Here is a 15,095-nt window from a genome sequence, read left to right as displayed (position 1 = left end):
CCCGTGGCTCGGGAGGGGGCGAAGGACGTACGCGTCCTCGTGGTCGACGACCAGGACCTCGTCCGTGAGGGCATCGCCGCGCTGCTCGGCATCCAGCCGGGCATCGAGGTGGTGGGCAGCGCGCGCGACGGCGGCGAGGCCGTGGACGTGGCCGGGCGGTCCCACCCGGACGTGGTGCTGATGGACGTCCGGATGCCCGGCATGGACGGGGTGGCCGCCACGGCGCTGCTGCGCCGTCAACTGCCCGGCTGCCGGATCGTGATGCTGACGACCTTCAACGACGACGAGTACGTCGGCCGGGCCCTGCGGGCCGGGGCGGTGGGCTACCTGCTGAAGAACCTGCCCGCGGCGGAACTCGCCCAGGCGGTCCGCCTGGCGCACGCGGGGGTCGCCCAGTTCGATCAGACGGTCCTGGCCGCGCTGGCCGCCGGCACCCCCGCTCCCGCTCCCGACCTGCTGACGCCACGGGAGACGGAGGTGCTGCGGCTCATCTCCGCGGGCGCCACGAACAGGGAGATCGCCGCCCGGCTGTACCTGAGCGAGGGCACCGTCAAGAACCACATCTCCCGTGTGCTGAGCCGGCTGGGCCTGCGCGACCGGACCCAGGCCGCGCTCTACGCACGGGACAACGGGCTGGTCTAGCGATGTGCTAGGGCCGGCGGGGGCGGCGGATCTTCATGTCGTCCACGCTGGTGACCTTGGTGCGCAGGGCGCCGTGGCCGATGCCGCGTGCGGCGAGGGCGGCGGCCGCCCGGTGGCAGGCCGTGTCGCCCGCGGCCTCGTCCCCCAGGTCGGCGGCCTGCCGGACCACGCAGCGGAAGGAGAAGGCGCGCAGTTCCCGGTCGTAGACGAGGGTGCCGTCGTCGGTGAACGCGGCCCTGAGGATGTCGTGTTCGTCGGCGGTGGCGAGGAGCCGGGTGCGCTGGGTGTCGTCGAGGCCGGCGAACACGCCGCGGACGATGACCCGGTAGGTGCGCTCACTCATGGGACGTCCCTTCGTTCCGTGCGTCGGAGCCGTCCTGCTCCAGCAGGGTGGACAGTCCGTCGAGGAGGCGTTCGAGGGCGAACGAGAAGCGGGCCTCCATGGACGGGCCGGTGAGGTCGCCGGCGAGGGCGACCAGGTTGGGGAAGGTGTCCTGCGGCAGCCGCCGCAGTTGCTCCCCCGCCGCCGTGGCGACCTCCCGGCGGCCGGCGCCCATGGCCTCGGAGGCCGAGAGGGGCCCCTGCTCCTGAAGTACGAAGCCCTGGACGAACGCGCCGAGCAGGTAGTTGATCATGGCGGCGTCCGCGTCGGAGAACCCGGCCTCCCGCAGGCGGCCGAGCTGGTCCTCCATCAGGCGCAGCAGGTGCGGGCCGGGGGCGAGCCGGCCCGCGACGACCTTGGCGGCGTCGCGCTTGCCGAGCAGGTGCCGGCGGTAGCGCATGCAGTACTCGCGCAGCTGCTGCCTCCAGTCGCCCTCCCGGGGCGGCGCCTGCGCGTCGGCCATGAGCTCGTCGGTGAGCAGGTCGAGGAGCTCCTCCTTGTTGCGCACGTGCCAGTACAGCGAGGACGCCTTCACCCCCAGTTCGGCTGCGAGCTTGCGCATGGACAGGCCGCCCACGCCCTCGCTCTCCAGCACGCGCAGGGCGGCCTGGACGAGCGCCCGCCGGGTGAGTCCCGGTTGCTGCGGGCCGTCATCGCCCTTGCTCTCCGCGGCCATCGGCCACCTCCTTCTCGGGTCCCGCCGGGAATCCCGCTTGCCAACTAACACCGTTAGAGGCAGTCTAGCCGCACCGATCAACGACTAACACTGTTAGGGAGTGTGATGATGAAGCCGCCCGGCCGGCACAAGGGGCTCGTGCTCGCCACACTGTGCGCCACGATGTTCATGGCGATGCTCGACAACGTCATCGTCAACAACGCGCTGCCCCGCATCGGGCAGCAGCTGCATTCCGGCGTCAGCGGACTCCAGTGGGTGGTGGAGGGCTACAGCCTGGTCTACGCGGCCCTGCTGCTCACCGGCGGCACCCTCGGCGACCGGTACGGCCGCAGGCGGATCTTCCTCACCGGCCTGGCCGCCTTCACCGCGGGCTCGGCGGCCGCCGCGCTGTCCGGCTCGACCGGCACGCTGATCGCCGCCCGGATGTTCCAGGGCCTCGGAGCGGCACTGCTCACACCGGGCAGCCTGGCCATCCTGCGCCACGTCTTCACGGACGAGAACGAGCGGGCCAGGGCGGTCGGCCTGTGGTCCGGTGTCTCCGCACTGGGCCTCGCCGTCGGCCCGGTCGTGGGCGGGCCCGTCGTGGACGCCTTCGGCTGGGCCGCCGTCTTCTGGATCAACGTCCCCGTCGGGGTGGCGGGGCTGCTGCTCGCGGCCCGGGTCCTCCCCGAGTTCGCGGCCCGCTCCCGGCGGCTGGACCTGCCGGGCCAGGCACTCTCCGCGCTGGGATCCAGCGCTCTGGTGTACGCGCTCATCGAGGGGCCCGCCCGGGGGTGGACCGACACCCGGGTGCTCGCCCTCGCCGCCGTGGCGGCGCTGGCCCTGCCCGCGTTCGTCGTGGTCGAGGCCCGCACCGCCGACCCCATGCTCGACCTGGGCTTCTTCCGGGACCGGGTGCTCACGGGTGCCGCGGTGAGCGGGTTCATGATCAGCTTCGGGATGTTCGGAGCCGCGTTCTTCCTGCCCCTGCTCATGCAGGACGTGATGGGCTGGTCCCCGTCGGACGCGGGCGTGGCGGGCCTGCCGATGACCGCGATGATCGTCGTCGCCGCGCCGCTGTCGGGCGCGCTCACCTCACGCCACGGCCCGCGCCTCCCGCTGGTCACCGGCCTGGCCCTGTGCGCCACGGGGCTCGGCGCCCTCTCGCTCTACGGGGCCCGCGCCCACTACGCGCAGTACGTCTGGGTGCTGCTCGTCATGGGCCTCGGCATGGGGATGACGTTCACCCCTGTGTCCATCACGGTCATGCGGCGCGTCGACCCGGCGCGGGCCGGGATGGCCTCCGCGACCCTCAACACCCTGCGCGAGATCGGCGGGGTCATCGGTGTCGCCGTCCTCGGAGCCGTCCTCAGCGGCCGGCTCACCAGCGCCCTGGCCGACTCGCTCCACCGGCTCGGCGCCCCGTCCGAACTCGGCCGCCACCTCCCAGGCACCGCCCCGGACGGCGTCGCCGCCCTTCCCGCCCCCGTCCGCGACGCCGTCGACGCCGCCTTCATCGACGCCCTGCACCTGGCGCTGCGCTGCGGCAGCGCCGCCCTGGCCGGCGCGGCGCTCCTCGTCGCGCTGCTCCTGCGCCCGCGACGAGACGCCACCCCGTCGTCACCCGCCGACGAACGACCGGTTCGGCGGCCTGCGGACACGTACGGGTGACCGGCGCGCGCTCAGCGGCCGCGCAAGCATTTCGGGTGAGCGGTGGGCGGGGCCGGGGGCCTCCGGCCCACGAACGTGATGATCTCTGCGGTGTCATCCCGCAGGCGCCCGCGCACGCCGTGTTCCGCACGGCGGACGCGCACGCCGGAGCGGACCCGTAGACGGCAGACAGGAACAGGCCAGTGCCCCAGCAAGCCACCACCACCATGACCGACGCGGCCAAGCGGCGGATCTTCGCCATGCTCGACAGGGACGGCGACGGCGCCATCACCCACTCGGAGTACCTCGCGCGGGTCGACCGGGCGGCGGCCGCCATGGGCCGGGGCGCCGACGACCCGGTGGTGCGCACGGCACGCGCCGCGCACGAGGAGGTCTTCGCGGACATGGACGCCGACCACGACGGCCGGATCACCTTCGAGGAATACCGCACCTGGGCCGGACACGACGCGTTCGAGCGGTCCTGCCGGCCGGCCCTCGGCTCGCTCTTCGACGTCGCCGACCACGACCTTGACGGCCGGCTCACCCGCGAGCAGTTCACCCGGCTGCGCATGGCCTCCGGCAACGCCGGGGACGACGCCGGCCAGGCCTTCGACGACCTCGACACCGACGGCGACGGCCTCGTCGACCGCGACGACTACCTCGCCGCCATCCACGACTACGTCACCGCCGGCTCCTCCCCCATGGCGGCCGCCTACCGAACCCTCCCCCGCCCCTGAGGCCTGACACCGCGGCCGGCCTCCGGTGGTGCCACGTGCCCCTCATCGGCGCCACGCGATGCCACACGGTCTTGCCTTGGCGCCACAATGGCGCCATCATGGCGTAATGAACCTGACGCGCACGCCGATCGCGGTGGACGCGCCGCCGCACGGCCCAGGGCCGGCGCGCGACGACACCGTCAGCCGCGCCCGGGACGGGCTCGTCTGAACAGAAGCGTCGAGATGGCGCCATCTCGGCGCCATCTCGGCACCTTTGCGATGCCTTCTCCTTATCCCAGCGGACCACGCTTCAGCCAAGAGGACGGAACCGTCATGCCTGCTCACCCGACCCCCTTACCCGTCACGCTGCCCACCGGGCGGCCCGGCTGCCCGTTCGACCCGCCCGCCGGGCTGGGCGAGCTGCGCGAGCGGACGCCGCTGGTGCGGATGACGTACCCCGACGGTCATCTCGGATGGCTGGCCACGGGCCACGCCACGGTCCGTTCCATCATGGGAGACCCGCGCTTCAGCTCGCGGTACGAGCTGATGCACAACCCCTTCCCCGGCGCCGAAGGCCCGATACCGCCCGCCCCGGTCGGTGACATGACCGGGATGGACGCGCCCGAACACACCCGCTACCGGCGGCTGCTCATGGGCCGGTTCACGGTGCGCCGGATGCGCCGGCTCACCGAACGCGTCGAGCGGATAACCGCCGAGCACCTCGACTCGCTGGAACGGCAGGGGCCCGGCACCGACCTCGTCGAGGCCTTCGCCCGTCCCGTCCCCGCCTTGGCGATCTGCGAGCTGCTCGGTGTGCCCTACGACGACCGCGCGCGCTTCCAGCGCCACGCGGACACCGTGATGACCATGGACGCCACCCCCGAGGAGCGGTACGCGGCGGTGGCGGGGTTGCAGGAGTACATGGCCGGACTGGTCGCCGCCCAGCGCGCCCGGCCCTCCGACCACCTGCTCGGAGACCTGGCCCGCGACGGCGACCTCACCGACGAGGAACTGGTCGGCCTCGGCGGCTTCCTGCTCGCCGCCGGACTCGACACCACCGCCAACATGATCGCCCACGGCACCTTCGCCCTGCTCGTCCACCCGGAGCAGGCCGAGGCCCTGCGCACGGACCCGGACCTCGCACCCCAGGCGGTCGAGGAGTTGCTGCGCTACCTGACCGTCGCCCACACGAGCGCGAGGTCCGCGCTGGAGGACGTCGAACTGGACGGTCAGGTGATCAGGGCCGGGGAGACCGTCACCCTGTCGCTGGAAGCCGCCGACCGGGACCCGGCGCGCTTCCACGACCCGGACGTCCTCGACCTGCGGCGCAAGGCCACCGGGCACCTCGGCTTCGGGCACGGAATCCACCAGTGCCTGGGTCAGCAGCTGGCCCGCGTGGAGCTGACGGTGGCCCTGCCGGCCCTGCTCCGCCGGTTCCCGACCCTGCGCCTGGCCGTGCCGGCGGACGAGGTGCCGCTGCGGACCGACATGAACATCTACGGCGTACACCGGCTGCCGGTCACCTGGGACGAGGCCTGAACGTGGGCGTGGACCGTCTTGCCGCCCCCGGATGACGGCCGCACGTGAACGTCGGTGGCGAGGACGTTGACCAGCGGCCAGCCGAACCCGCCCCCGCCCGCCAGATCAGGCGGGCGGGGGCGGGGCGGGTCCGGGCTGGTGTCGGTGACGTCGATGTCGAGGCCGCCCCGCACCCCCCAGGCCACCTCCAGGACGCACGGGCCACCGGTGTGGCGGGCGGCATTGGCCACCATCTCCGAGGCCACCAGCAGCGCCACCTCTCGTGCCGACGCGGGCACCGCGAGGCCGCACGCCTCGCCGTCCGCGATGAAGCGGCCGATCTCGGCACGCGCCCGCGCGGCGGCACCCTCGACACCGCAGACCCAACGACGCCGTACGGGAAAACCCATCTCCGCTCTCCGAAAGCCATCATCCCGAGCCTCTTCACTTTCCGGCTCCTACCCCGCCCGGCGGTCGGCAGTCGACGCCGACGGGTCCTAGGGTGACGGGATGGACATGGGGACGCTCATCGAGCATCTGGCCGAGGAAGCCGACCAGCAGATCCGCGACCACACCTGGGTCCCGGCCTCCGCCGACCGCGCCATCGCCGCGAAGGCCGCCGCCGACCTCCACGCCGCCGTCGGCACCCCGCACACCCAGGAATCCCTGACCGCGATCGACCGGCTGGAACACCTGCGCCAGGCCCTGGCCGTCCTGGCCATCGCCCTGGCCAGCGTCCACGGACGCCTGGCCTGGTTCCTCGGCGCGGCGGTCACCGCCCTCACACCCGTGCTGCACTGGCGCGCCCTGCCCGAGGACCAGGGCCCCACCTTCGGCGCCGTCCGGCCGACCCCCCAGCAGTACACCGAGGCCGAAGAGGCGATCCGCCGCCTCCACAGGACGCTCGTCCTCATCACCGACTCCTGACGCCACCCCGCCGCCGGCCTACGGGGGCGGGCGGGGGCCCGGGAAGTCGGGGGGCGGCTTCCCGGGCCCGGCGTCGCGGTACCGCGGGGGAGCGGTGTGTATGCCGTGCGACAACAGGAGGAACGATTCCCCGGCCGGAAGGTCACGGGCACCTACCCGAGAGCGGCGCTCTCGCTGTCGAGCGGCTCCGGCAACTCCAGCAGCTCCAGCAGCGGCGCCCGGTGGAGGGAGGCGACCGGTTCGAGCAGGTCGGGGTGGCGCAGCAGCGGCGCGGCCTCGTGTTCGTGCTCGCCGGGGCGGGTGAGACGGGTGACCTCGCCGGTCCGGCCCCGGCCGGCGAGGCGGTGGGCGTCGGCGGCGAGGGCGGGGTCCGCGAGGAGGCAGGCGGCCCAGCTGACGACGGCCTCGTCCACCCAGGACCGCCAGCCGGCCTCGTCGCCGGAGTCGGCGGAGTCGGCGCAGTGATCGGAGTGATCGGAGTGATCGGAGTCGGCGGGGTGATCGGCGCCCGTCACCCAGTCGAGCCGCGCGCTTCCGCCCGGGCCGAGGAGGTGCAGGAGTTCCGCGTCGATCGGCGTGGGGTACCGCAGGGCCGCGGCGAGGGTGACGGCCTGCCGGGCCTGGGCCTCGGCCAGGGCCCGGCTGAACGCACCCGCGGAGGGCGGGAAGGCGGTCAGCAGCCAGCGCGTGCCGGCGGCTATGACGGGTGTGAGATCGGCGGACACGGCGCTTCCTCGGGGGGGCGTGCTCGCCCTGGCCCGTTCCGGGCCCGCGAGCTGCGGCGCGAAGCCGCACCGCTCCGCTCGTGGACGGCCAGCGTAGCCGGGAGCGACCGGCGTGCGGCATGACCCACGTCACCGTCCCACCGTCCGCCGGGGCGCGGCGGGGGCCGGGCCGCCGCCGGTCCGGCCCGGTCACGGACCCCCGGGCACGCGTCGGCGGGCGCGGTCGTGCCGACATCCCGGCCCGCGTCCCGGCCCGCGTCCCGGCCTGCGTCCCGGTCGGCGAACCTGGCGTGTGGCCGGGCGGATTCGCCGGCGGACGGCTAGCGTCGTGGGGTGGTCCGCAGTGGACCGGCCCGTAGGAACGGGCGTCGTGGAGCGGAGGGTGGGAGTCGTGGATCGGTTGTCGTTCGCCAGCGAGAGCCTGAGCGAGACGGAGTCCTTCCTCTCCGACGCCTACACCCCGATGCACATCGGCGGCCGTCCGGAGCGGACCGGGACACGGGTCGAGCGGCGCGCGGCCGGCGGCCTGATCGTCGACGAACTCGCCTTCGACTACACGATGTCCTACGACGCGGGCTGCCTGGAGCGGATCTGCCTGCTGACGATCCACCGGGGCACCGTCGCCGACACCACCGGCGGCGGGGAGGAGATCCACGGCCCCGGCCGGACGTTCCTGATCTCGCAGCCCGACCGGCCCTACACCGGCGAGGTCCGCGCCGCCGCCTACACGATCACCATGTTCGACCCCGGCCTCCTCACCCGCGTCGCCGGCGGCGGCCCCGGCGCGAGCCCCGTACGCCTGACCGGGCAGCGGGCGGTCGACGCCGCCGGGGACCGGCTCCTGGAGCGGACGGTCGCCTACCTGCGCGACGACGTCATGGCCGGACCGGCGGCCGGCCACCCGCTGGTCGTCGCCGGCGCGGTCCGCGTCCTGGCCGCGGCCGCCCTCTCCGCGTTCCCCCACACCGACCTCGACACCGACGGGGCCCGGAGCACCCGCCGGGACGCCACGAGCGACACGCTCCGGCGCGCGATGGACTTCATCGAGGCCAACGCCGACCGGGACATCGGCCTCGCCGAGATCGCCGCCTCCATCCCGCTCACCCCCCGGGCCGTGCAGTACGCCTTCAGGCGCCACGCCGGTACCACCCCCCTCGCACACCTCCGCCGGGTCCGCCTCGCCCGCGCCCACGAGGAGCTCAAGGCCACCGACCCGGGCACCGGCTCGGTCATCGGGATCGCGGGCAAATGGGGCTTCGGAAACCCCGGCCGGTTCGCCGTCGAACACCGCACCGCCTACGGCGTCAGCCCCTCCTCCCTGCTCCACGCCCGCAGCTGAACCGGATCCGCCGCCCAGGGGGCCGGTCCTCGGGCGGGTAACTGGAACGCGAGGAGTACCGAAACGGTCCGGGCTCCGTGTCGCGACACCGGCAAGGCGTCCGGCGCTCCGCCGTCGGAGGTGGCACTCTCAGCACGCATGGAGCGGAGCGAAACCGGACGAACCGACGGCTCGGTGCGCTGGAGGCTGCTGCTGGCCAGCGCCACCATGCTCTTCGTCGAGCTGGCGCTGATCAGATGGGCGGGCGCCAACGTCGTCCACCTCAGTTACTTCTCGAACTTCATCCTGCTGGGTTCGTTCCTCGGCATCGGCCTCGGGTTCCTGCTCCCCGCCGAGCGCGGGCAGTGGCTCAAACGCTGGGCGCCGGTCCCGCTCGCGCTCCTGGTCGTTCTGGTGCGCGAGTATCCGGTGCAGGTGCGTCAGAGCAGCAGCCAGGTCCTCTACTTCACCTCGGTGAGGACCACCGGCTTCCCCGAGTGGGTGACGCTGCCGGCCATCTTCCTGCTGACCGCCGTGATCACGGCGGCGATCGGCAAGATCACCGCCGATCTCTTCCGCCGGCTCCGCCCGCTCGACGCGTACCGCTACGACCTGCTCGGCAGCCTCACCGGCTCGGTGTGCTTCGCCCTGCTGTCCTGGCTCCGCGCTCCGTCGGTCGTGTGGGGCGTGGTCGCGGCCGGGGCCCTGCTGGTCCTCGGCGGACGGCGCGACGTCCTGCGGTACGGAGTCCCCCTCGCGGCGATGGTCGCCGCGCTGTTCGTGGAGACGACCACGGCCGGCGTCTCCTGGTCGCCTTACTACAAGGTCCAGCTCTTCAACCCGGTGATCGCCGTGAACGGCATCCCGCACCAGGCCATCGTGCCGCTCCCGACGCTGATGGAGAACGCGCCCCAACGGCAGGCCTACGACCGGACGCCCGGCAATCCGCACCGGCGCGTCCTGGTCATCGGAGCCGGCAACGGCAACGACGTCGCGGTCGCGCTGGCGAACGGGGCGGAGCGCGTGGACGCGGTCGAGATCGATCCCCGGCTCCAGGAGATCGGCGCGGACCTGCACCCGGCGAGGCCGTACGACGACCCCCGGGTGCACGTCCACATCGATGACGGACGGGCCTTCCTGGAGCGGACCAACGCCACGTACGACCTCGTCGTGCTGGCGCTGCCGGACTCACTGACGCTGGTGCCCGGCGCGAGCAATCTACGGCTGGAGAGCTATCTGTTCACCCGGCAGGCGTTCGAGGCCGCACGCGAACACCTCACGCCGCACGGTGCGTTCGTCATGTACAACTACTACCGGCAGAGCTGGCTCGTCGATCGCTTCGCGGGCACCCTCGAAGAGGTTTACGGCCACGCCCCCTGCATGTCGACGTTCGGCCAGAACGCGGCCGTGCTGGTGGCCGGGATGACGGCCGCCGACCAGGCCTGCGACCAGACCTGGCAGCCCAGTGGCGCCGTCCCGGCGGCCGCCAGCGACGACCGGCCCTTCCCGTACCTGCTCCACCGCAGCATCCCCACGCTCTACCTGGGCACGCTGGGCGCGATCCTGCTCGTGACGCTCCTGTCGGTCCGCCTGACCGGGGTCCGGATCCGCAGCACGGTCCGCTACGCCGACATGTTCCTGCTGGGAGCGGCCTTCATGCTGCTCGAAACGAAGAGCGTGATCAACTTTGCGCTCTACTTCGGTACGACCTGGCTGGTCAACGCCCTCGTCTTCATCGGCGTCCTGCTCGCCGTCCTCGCGGGGGTCGAGGTGCGCCGCCGGCTGCGGCGGGTCAACCAGCCGTTGCTGCAGCTGCTCCTCTTCGCCACCCTCGCGGTGGCCTGGCTCGTCCCCGCGCACGCCGTACTCGCGCTGCCCTTCCCCGCCCGGCTCGCCGCCGCCATCGCCCTGGCCTTCGCCCCCGTCTTCTGTGCCAACCTCATCTTCTCGGACCGCCTCGCACTCGCCCCGGACCCGACCGCCGCCTTCGGCGCGAACCTGCTGGGGGCCCTGACCGGGGGCGCGCTCGAGTACCTGGCGCTGGTGACGGGCTATCAGGCCCTGCTGCTGGTGGTGGCCCTGCTGTACCTGGGAGCGTGCGTGGCCATGCGCGTGGCCGGGCACGCGGCGACCCCGGCACCGGACGACGCAGGGGCCCGCCGGGGCTAGCCAGGCCGGCTAGGTCCTGCTCCCGTCGGCGCATACGACCGTCAGGGCGTCCAGGCGTACGGCCCGTGGGGTTCCGTTCGCGCCGATGACGGCCTCGACGAAGTTGTTGTCGCCCTCCCCCGTCCAGTCGACCTGGACGAGGCGGTAGTCGCCCGCGGTGAGCCAGGGGGCGGTGCTGATGAGCTGCTTGCCCTGGGGGGTCCAGACCCTGAGTTCGAACTGGAGGTCCTGGTCGGGCCGTACGTAGACGCGCGCCGTGCAGTAGCGGAAGGCCTGGCCGAAGGAGGCCCAGGTGCCCTCGCGGGCCCAGCCCCGGGTGGCGGACAGCCGGCCGTTGCCCTGGCCGGTCAGGGCGGTACCGGTGCCGATCTCGAAGCCCGCCCGGCCGTCGCCGCCGGCGAGGCGGTCCCATGTGCCGATGTCGGATTCCTCGAAGCCGTTGTAGAGGCCCCGCGCGTCGGCGTGTGCCGGCGCCGCCGCGATCAGAGCGGCCAGGGGCAGCAGGGTGAGGGCGGCACACCTGGCCCCGATCCGCGCGCGCTTACGCATGACTGTCTCTCCGTCGTCGTACGGGTGGACGCTCTGACCAGGCTCGCACCACCGGTCCGGGGCCGCCAGGGCGAGAACACGCCGCCCTGGGGTCAGGCGTACCGGCCCGTCAGGTCGTCAGGTCGTCAGGTCGTCAGCGTGGCCGTGGCGAGGGAACCCCGGAGGATCCGCTCGCGGGGCAGGGAGAGGTCGAAGAGACGGCCCAGGAGGCGCAGCAGGGTGCGCCGCATCTGCTCTTCGTCCGCTTCGCCCGTGTAGCCTCCCCGGCCGGCGACGGGCAGGCCGGCCTCACCCATGGCCTCCGTCACCCGCGCCGCCACCGCCGGGTCCCCGTCGACGCCGTCGTATCCCCATGACCCGTCCAGATGCAGGTTGAAGGAGCAGGCGAGACGCCCGTCCCGGTGGTACGCGAAGAAGGGCGGCACGGGCTTGCCGTTGTCCTCTTCGAACGTCACCTGGAAGACCTCCGCGCCGCCCGCCGAGACCGGGCCCATCGTCTCGAACTCGCCCCACCAGGGGCCGTACATGACCGCGAACGACAGGCCCGCGTACGCGCCGTATCGCAGGTGCACGTCCGAGTCGTCGTCGAAGAGGGCGGGGTTCGCGACCTCCTCGGCGGTGTGCTCGCCGGGCGCCCGGTGGACGACGGCGGGTGCCTCCCAGGAGGCCGTCGCCGCGAGCCGCCGCACCAGCTCGTCCGGGGTCAGCCCACGCGCCATCACCACGTTGTATCCGCCGAACGGAATCCAGCGGGGCGCGGCGAGCCATGCGATCCCGGTGTCGGGTCCGGCGGTGTCGGGGTCCTGCGTTCGTTGAGTCATCCGGACATGGTCCAGGACGCCACTGACAATCCGGCGCGGTCCGCACCCTCGGTGTGAGGGGATCGTCCTCATGCCACGGCGTCAGACGGCGGGCTCCCCCGCCGGGGAGCCCGCCGAACGCCGTCAGCCGGGCAGCCAGGTCTGCCAGGTGGCGCGGTTCTCCTTCACCCAGCGGGCCGCCGCGTCCTGCGGGGTCAGCTTCTCCTCCGCGATCATCAGCGCGACGTCGTTCTGCATGTCCGTCGTCCAGCGGAACTTCTTCAGGAAGGCGGCCGCGTCACCGCCGTCCTTCGCGAAGCGGGCGTTGAGGAACTTCCGCAGCGGTGTGTGCGGGTACGCGCAGGCGACCTTCTGCGGATCGGCGTCGCAGCCCTCCTCGTACGCGGGCAGCCTCACCTCCGTCATGGGCACCTTCTCGAACAGCCACTGCGGCTCGTACCAGTAGGTGAGGAAGGGCTTCCTCTCCTTGGCGAACTGCTTGATCTGCGTGATCTGGGCCGCCTCGGAGCCCGCGAAGACCACCTGGAGGTCCAGGCCCAGGTTCTTCACCAGCGCCTTGTCGTTGGTGACGTACGACGGGGAGCCGTCGAGCAGCTGCCCCTTGCCGCCGCTCTCCGCGGTGCGCAGTTCGGGCGCGTACGTGGCGAGGTTGCGCCAGTCGGTGACGTCGGGGTGCGCCTGCGCGAAGTACGTCGGTACGAACCAGCCGATGTGCCCGGTGACCCCCAGGTCTCCGCCGGGGGCGACGGTGCCCTTCCCGCCGACGTACCGGGCCTCCTGCTCCGGGTGCCCCCAGTCCTCCAGGATGGCGTCCACCCGGCCCTGGCTGAGTGCGTCCCAGGCGGGTACCTCGTCGATCTGCACGGTCTCGACGCGGTAGCCGAGTTCGTGTTCCAGCAGGTAGCGGGCGACTGCGGCGTTGGCCTGCGCGCCCGCCCAGGACTGCACGGACAGCGTCACCGTGCGGGACGGCCCCCCGGCGTGGGCGAACGGGGAGGACTGGCGGGTCATGTCGGCGGCGCCGCAGCCGGTGAGGCCGGCCCCGACGGTCAGGGCCGCGGCGGCGGCCAGGGCGGCGATACGGGTGCGAGCCATCTCAGGCCCCCTTTCCGGTGCGGGTACGGCGGCGCGTCGGCCGGCGCGTCGGCTGGGTGACCCGGTCGAGCACCAGGCCCAGGCAGACGATCGCGGCGCCGGCGACGAGGCCGGTCGCCAGGTCGCCCCGGGCCAGGCCGAGCACGGCGTCGTAGCCGAGCGCCCCGCCGCCGACCAGGCCGCCGATCACGACCACGGCCAGGACCAGGACCACGCCCTGGTTGACGGCGAGCAGCAGTGCGGGCCGGGCCAGCGGCAGCTGGACCTGGAGCAGTTGCTGGCGCCCCGTCGCGCCGAGGGACCGGGCGGACTCCACCGCGCCCGGGTCGACGGCCCGCAGGCCCTGCGCGGTGATGCGCACCACGGCGGGCAGCGCGTACACCACGGCCGCGGCGACGGCCGGGGCGCGGCCCACGCCGAACAGGGCGACCACCGGGATCAGGTACACGAACTGGGGCAGCGTCTGGAAGACGTCGAGGACGGGCCGCAGCACACGGTCCAGGCGGGCGCTGCGCGCGGCGGCCGCGCCGAGGGCGATGCCGAGCAGCAGGGTGACGGCGACCGCGGCCAGCACCTGGGAGAGGGTGTCGAGGGCGGGCCCCCACACCCCGAGCACGCCGATGGCGGCCATCGCCAGGACGGCGGTGGCGGCGGTCCGCCAGGTGCCGATGAGCAGGGCGAGGGTGCCGATCACGAGCAGGACGGACCACCAGGGCAGCCACTGCAGGCCGGAGCGGAGCGGGTTGAGGACACCGGTGGTGAGGTGGGAGGCCCAGTCGGCGGTGCCGCCGACGACGGGCACCCCGGAGTACAGGTGCGCGGTCATCCAGTCCACGGCCCGGTTGACGGGCCCGGCGGTGTCCACGGTCCACGCCTGCGGCCAGTCGAGCCGGCCGGTGAGGTGACCGGCCGCGGCGGTCGCGGCGACGACGGCGGCCGCCGCGAGGGCCCGGGTGCGGCGGCGCCGGTCGTTGCGGGCCGGAGCGGAGCCGAGCCGGGCGCCGGCGGCGGCGGTGACGCGGTCCAGGACCACGGCGAGCAGCACGATCGGCAGGCCCGCGGCGAGCGCGGCACCGACGTCTACGGAGGCCAGTGCCTGGTAGACCCGGTCGCCGAGGCCGCCCGCGCCGATCACGGAGGCGATCACGGCCATGCCGAGCGCCATCATGATCGACTGGTTGACGCCGAGCAGCAGTTCCTTCCGGGCCAGTGGCAGCCGGGCCGTCAGCAGCCGCTGCCGGCCGGTCGCACCGAGGGAGGCGGCTGCCTCCATGACCCCGGCGTCCGCCCCGCGCAGCCCGAGGGCGGTGAGGCGGGCCATCGGCGGGGCCGCGTACACCACGGTCGCCAGGACGGCGGCCGGCACGCCGATGCCGAACACCAGCACCACCGGCAGCAGGTAGGCGAAGGCCGGCAGCACCTGCATGGTGTCGAGCACCGGGCGCAGCACGCGGTCCATCCGCCCGGACAGGCCGGCGGCCAGCCCGAGGAGCGCGCCGAGCAGCACGGACGCGAGGACCGCCACGACCATCAGGGCGAGGGTCTGGAGGGTGGGGAGCCACATGCCGAGCAGCCCACACGCGGCGAACGCGGCGGCGCAGACGAGTGCGAGGCGCGCCCCCGCGAGCCGCCAGGCCACCAGCGCGGCCGCCGCCGTCACCCCGGCCCAGCCGAGGGCGAGCAGCAGCAGGTACACGGCGCGCACGGAGACGACCACGGCGTTGCTGACGTGCCCGAGGAAGTAGAGGAAGAGCGGGTGGCCGTCGCGGTGGTCGATGATCCAGTCGCCGGCGCGGTCCAGTGGCGCGGACACGTCCACGGTGAGCCCGGCGGGCCAGCTGCCGCCGCCGAGCAGGACGGCGCCCAGGACGAGCAGGAGCGCCGCGCCCGCGACCGTCAGCATCCCGCGCCGGTGCCGGGGCAGGGCC

15 protein-coding genes are annotated in these 15,095 nt (G+C 73.6%); 7 read left to right on the top strand and 8 right to left on the bottom strand.

The window, feature by feature from the left end; all coding sequences use genetic code 11:
• Positions 1-3: 3 nt before the first annotated feature.
• Entirely contained in the window at positions 4-642 is a 639-nt protein-coding gene (locus ABT403_RS15745) for a response regulator transcription factor (protein WP_344152783.1), read from the top strand.
• 7 nt (positions 643-649) lie between these two features.
• On the opposite strand, the gene ABT403_RS15740 is transcribed toward ABT403_RS15745, so the two are convergent.
• Positions 650-985: a DUF6204 family protein gene (locus ABT403_RS15740; protein ID WP_344152780.1), complete on the bottom strand. Its 336-nt coding sequence runs from the start codon at positions 983-985 to the stop codon at positions 650-652.
• Entirely contained in the window at positions 978-1,700 is a 723-nt protein-coding gene (locus ABT403_RS15735) for a TetR/AcrR family transcriptional regulator (RefSeq protein ID WP_344152777.1), read from the bottom strand. The genes ABT403_RS15740 and ABT403_RS15735 overlap by 8 nt, the downstream gene beginning before the upstream one ends.
• Before the next feature lie 105 nt (positions 1,701-1,805).
• Between ABT403_RS15735 and ABT403_RS15730 the strand changes: the two genes are divergently transcribed.
• The 3 genes from ABT403_RS15730 (at position 1,806) to ABT403_RS15720 (ending at position 5,584) form a co-directional block, all read left to right on the top strand.
• Positions 1,806-3,350 carry an MFS transporter gene (locus tag ABT403_RS15730; RefSeq protein ID WP_344152774.1) on the top strand — a complete coding sequence of 515 codons (1,545 nt, stop codon included), beginning with the start codon at positions 1,806-1,808 and terminating at the stop codon, positions 3,348-3,350.
• Between the two features lie 182 nt (positions 3,351-3,532).
• Positions 3,533-4,066, top strand: coding sequence for an EF-hand domain-containing protein (locus ABT403_RS15725; RefSeq protein WP_344152771.1), 534 nt, complete (start codon positions 3,533-3,535; stop codon positions 4,064-4,066).
• Positions 4,067-4,378: 312 nt separating this feature from the next.
• The gene (locus tag ABT403_RS15720) at positions 4,379-5,584 is read left to right on the top strand and encodes a cytochrome P450 (RefSeq protein WP_344152768.1); all 1,206 of its coding nucleotides are present in this window, start codon (positions 4,379-4,381) and stop codon (positions 5,582-5,584) included.
• Here the strand turns inward: ABT403_RS15720 and ABT403_RS15715 are convergent.
• Positions 5,542-5,973: an ATP-binding protein gene (locus ABT403_RS15715; RefSeq protein ID WP_344152765.1), complete on the bottom strand. Its 432-nt coding sequence runs from the start codon at positions 5,971-5,973 to the stop codon at positions 5,542-5,544. The genes ABT403_RS15720 and ABT403_RS15715 overlap by 43 nt on opposite strands.
• 100 nt (positions 5,974-6,073) lie before the next feature.
• Between ABT403_RS15715 and ABT403_RS15710 the strand changes: the two genes are divergently transcribed.
• On the top strand, positions 6,074-6,490 hold the full coding sequence (locus tag ABT403_RS15710; protein WP_344152762.1) for a hypothetical protein: 417 nt from the start codon (positions 6,074-6,076) through the stop codon (positions 6,488-6,490).
• 152 nt (positions 6,491-6,642) lie between these two features.
• On the opposite strand, the gene ABT403_RS15705 is transcribed toward ABT403_RS15710, so the two are convergent.
• On the bottom strand, positions 6,643-7,215 hold the full coding sequence (locus ABT403_RS15705; protein WP_344152759.1) for a hypothetical protein: 573 nt from the start codon (positions 7,213-7,215) through the stop codon (positions 6,643-6,645).
• A 391-nt stretch (positions 7,216-7,606) separates the two neighbouring features.
• On the opposite strand from ABT403_RS15705, the gene ABT403_RS15700 reads away from it, so the two are divergent.
• Both ABT403_RS15700 and ABT403_RS15695 read left to right on the top strand, forming a co-directional pair.
• Positions 7,607-8,554 carry a helix-turn-helix transcriptional regulator gene (locus ABT403_RS15700; RefSeq protein ID WP_344152756.1) on the top strand — a complete coding sequence of 316 codons (948 nt, stop codon included), beginning with the start codon at positions 7,607-7,609 and terminating at the stop codon, positions 8,552-8,554.
• Positions 8,555-8,692: 138 nt separating this feature from the next.
• Complete coding sequence (locus ABT403_RS15695; protein WP_344152753.1) at positions 8,693-10,702, top strand: spermine/spermidine synthase domain-containing protein; 2,010 nt, start codon at positions 8,693-8,695, stop codon at positions 10,700-10,702.
• Positions 10,703-10,711: 9 nt separating this feature from the next.
• On the opposite strand, the gene ABT403_RS15690 is transcribed toward ABT403_RS15695, so the two are convergent.
• The 4 genes from ABT403_RS15690 to ABT403_RS15675 form a co-directional block, all read right to left on the bottom strand.
• Positions 10,712-11,251: a hypothetical protein gene (locus ABT403_RS15690; RefSeq protein ID WP_344152750.1), complete on the bottom strand. Its 540-nt coding sequence runs from the start codon at positions 11,249-11,251 to the stop codon at positions 10,712-10,714.
• 125 nt (positions 11,252-11,376) lie between these two features.
• Positions 11,377-12,072, bottom strand: coding sequence for a hypothetical protein (locus ABT403_RS15685; RefSeq protein ID WP_344152747.1), 696 nt, complete (start codon positions 12,070-12,072; stop codon positions 11,377-11,379).
• 123 nt (positions 12,073-12,195) lie between these two features.
• Positions 12,196-13,167 carry an ABC transporter substrate-binding protein gene (locus ABT403_RS15680; RefSeq protein ID WP_344152744.1) on the bottom strand — a complete coding sequence of 324 codons (972 nt, stop codon included), beginning with the start codon at positions 13,165-13,167 and terminating at the stop codon, positions 12,196-12,198.
• A 1-nt stretch (position 13,168) separates the two neighbouring features.
• Positions 13,169-15,070 (bottom strand): ABC transporter permease subunit, encoded by a 1,902-nt coding sequence (locus ABT403_RS15675; RefSeq protein ID WP_344153013.1) that lies wholly within the window; start codon positions 15,068-15,070, stop codon positions 13,169-13,171.
• Positions 15,071-15,095: the final 25 nt, after the last annotated feature.

Source organism: Streptomyces sp. NPDC000075, assembly GCF_040301925.1.
Lineage (GTDB): Bacteria > Actinomycetota > Actinomycetes > Streptomycetales > Streptomycetaceae > Streptomyces > Streptomyces polychromogenes.
Note: the sequence above shows the minus strand (reverse complement) of the source record. Positions and strands in the feature narration are given on the sequence as shown.